General features: G+C 73.7%; 2 protein-coding genes. One reads left to right on the forward strand and one right to left on the reverse strand.

The annotated features are described in order from the left end of the window. On the reverse strand, positions 1 to 736 hold a 736-nt coding region (locus AC2VOR_RS05575), incomplete at its 3' end, for an FHA domain-containing protein (RefSeq protein WP_486963350.1). Positions 737 to 950: 214 nt separating this feature from the next. Here AC2VOR_RS05575 and AC2VOR_RS05580 point away from each other — a divergent pair. Beyond that, positions 951 to 2,999, forward strand: coding sequence for a serine/threonine-protein kinase (locus AC2VOR_RS05580; protein WP_369738904.1), 2,049 nt, complete (start codon positions 951 to 953; stop codon positions 2,997 to 2,999). Positions 3,000 to 3,140 lie beyond the last annotated feature (141 nt).

Genomic DNA, 3,140 nt, shown 5'->3' on the forward strand with positions numbered 1-3,140 from the left:
TGCTGTGGTCGTGGATCTCGGTGCCCAGCGGCGTCCGGGTCAGCGTCGCGTGGTGGCGAGAGGCCAGCACGTCGGGAACCACGACGTCGCTGTCGGCCGCCCGCCCGACGGTGATCGCCCCGGCGCGGTTCTGCGGACCGTGCGTTCCCGGCCCGCGCGGAGCCAGGACCTGCACCATCCGCGTCGCCAGACCCGAGACGTCGGCGGTCCCGGCGTTGATCACCGTGAGCTCCGCCGGGGGCGTCGGCTGCCGGCGGTCCGCCGCGGCGCTTTCCGCCGGCCCGGCGTCGACGACGGTCACCTCCTCCGGCGGCGGCGGCACCCGCCGCGCGGGGGGAGTGCGGTCGGTCACCGACCAGGCCACGGTGGGCGGCCCCGCGTCCCGCATCGGCGCGCGCCGGCCAGGGCGGCCGGCGCGGCCCAGTTGCGGTCCGATCGCGAACGTCAGCCTCGGCCCCCACGGGTTGCCGACGTGGATGCTCTGGCCATCGTGGATGTCGACGACCGGCATCCGGTAGCCGTTGACGTACGTGCCGTTCAGCGAACCGTTGTCGATCGCCAGCCAGCGGCCCCGGTCGAACCGCAGGATCAGGTGCGCGCGAGAGATACGCGGGTCGGGGATCCGCACATCGGCGTGGGCGTCACGCCCGACCACCACTTCCGCGCCGGCGGCGAACGTCAGCCGGGATTCCTCGTGCCGAACCGTCAGGACGGGCGGGGCGGGTGGACTCACCACTCAAGTATCGGTGCGGGCCGGGGGTGCTTCGGCCGGACGCGGCTGTGACTTCGCTTTGTTTCCGGGCCCCTCACTCATAGCTGTTTCATAGCTTGCTGCGACTAACCGCCCACGAAGGCTCGGCAGGATGCGTGCGTGGGGCGCGCCGCAATGTCGATACCGGACAACGATTCCTCGGGGCGGCGGGCTGCCCGGTGATGAGGGGAGGGCGCAGATGGACAAGGGAACGACCCGGCGGCTCGACGCCGGGCGACGGCTGCTGAGCGGCCCGCGGCAGGCCCGTGCGGCCCTGCGCGCGGGCTTTCACTCGCTGCCGTCGGGGAGCGTCGCGCAGCTGCTGCGCCGCACCCCGCCGATCGGCGCCACCCCTGCGGCGGGGCGGGCGGGCGAGGAAGGCGGGTCGCGTCCGGCCGTGCGCGGTGGGCAGCCGTTCGCCGGCTACACGATCCTGCGGCAGCTGGGTGCCGGCGGGATGGCCGAGGTCTACCTGGCGCTGCATCCGAGGCTGCCGCGCCGCGACGTCATCAAGGTCCTCGCCGAAGCGGTCACCGCGGACGGTGAGTTCCGCGAGAGATTCAGCCGGGAGGCCGATCTCGCCGCGACGCTGTGGCACCCGCACATCGTCGGCGTGCACGACCGCGGCGAATTCGACGGTCGGCTGTGGATCTCCATGGACTACGTGGAGGGCACCGATGCCGCCCGGCTGGTCAGAGAGCGGCACCCGAATGGGATGCCGATCGACGAGGTGTGCGCGATCCTGCACGCCGTCGCGGGCGCACTCGACTACGCCCACGACCGCGGCCTGCTGCACCGCGACGTCAAACCCGCCAACATCCTGCTCACCCATCCCGAGGCCGAAGAACTCCGAATCCTGTTGGCGGACTTCGGCGTTGCGCGCCACCTGGGCGACATCAGCGGCATCACCGCGACCAACGTCGCGGTGGGCACGGTGGCCTACGCCGCGCCCGAACAGCTCACCGGCGCCAAGATCGACGGCCGGGCCGACCAATACGCGCTGGCGGCCACGGCCTTTCACCTGCTCACCGGCGCGCCGCCGTTCCGGCACCCCAACCCGATCGCGGTGATCGGCCAGCATCTGCACGAGGCGCCGCCCCGGCTCGGCGATGCCCGCCCGGAGCTGGCGTACCTGGACGAGGTGTTCCGCACGGCCCTGGCCAAGCGGCCCGAAGAGCGGTTCGAGCGGTGCCGGGCGTTCGCCGCCGCCGTCGCCGAGCGCGTCGACAAGGCCGCCGGCGTGCGGGCGTCCGGCGAATTCGCGCCGGCCCGGCGGCCGGGGCCCCTCGCCGCCGTCGCGGCCACGAGTCACCGGTTTTCCTCACGAGCCCGGTGGGCGGCCGCGCTGGTCTGCGCGGTGCTGATCGCGGTGGCGGCGACCTGGTCGGTCCTGTACTCCTTCGAGCCGGAGGGCCCGCCGACGAGCCCGGCGCTGGCCGCCAAACCGGCCGGGCCGGCGCCCGGCGCCGCGCCGGCCGCGAGAACCGGCGGGCCGGCGCTCGACGGCACCTACCGGTTGAGCTACGACCACGGCAAGCAGACCGCCAACGGCATCCCGATCCGCCACGATGGGACCGACACCGACTGGTGGGCTTTCCGTTCGGCGTGCACCACCAACGGGTGCACGGCCACCGCGACTCGGCTCGACGACGCCACCCACCAGATCCCCGCCACGACCGACGGCGGTCACACCGACACGCTGCGCTTCGTCGGCGGCTACTGGCAGGGCACCCCGCAGCAGCAGCGGGTCGGCTGCACCCAGCCCGACGGGCGAACCGGGGCGACCCAGCAGGAGACCATCGCCTGGTCGTTGGCGCCGCAGGCCGACGGCACGCTGCGCGGCACGGTCACCGAGACCGTGCTCGGCAACGACTGCGGCGCACGGGGAGCGGTCGTGCGGGTGCCCGTGGTGGCCACCCGGGTCGGTGACGTGCCGCCGGGCGTGCACCTCGCCGACCCCACCCGGGTGGCCGGCGCCGCGAGCCCGCCGGCGCCGTCGGGGGCCCCGCCCGTCCTGGGTGGACGGTGCGGCGACATCGACAAGCTGGCCTACGACCCCACCAACAACGAGCAGATCGTGTGCGAGGGCAACGCCTGGGCCAGGGCCCCCATCACGAACGGGGTGCACGCCGCCGGAAGCTCCTGTGACCGGCCGGGGCTTCCGGCGTTCGCCATGACGACCTCCAACGACGGGCACCTGCTCGAATGCGACCCCGTGACCCGGATGTGGACGCGCCCCGCCGGGTAGCGGTCAGCGCCGGAGGCGGATCTTCCAGCGAACGAAGCCGCCACAGAACACCGAGAGTGCGGCGAGCATGCCCATGTCGAGCAGCCAGGTGCCGGCGGTGTGCTGCCAGTAGCGGTCCTGGGACAGCAGCGAATCCGGTAC

This window comes from Mycobacterium sp. TH-M103 (genome assembly GCF_057473785.1).

Coding starts and splice junctions, on each gene's coding strand:
- AC2VOR_RS05580 (WP_369738904.1), top strand. CDS start 951: ATGGACAAGGGAACGACCCGGCGGCTCGACGCCGGGCGACGGCTGCTG.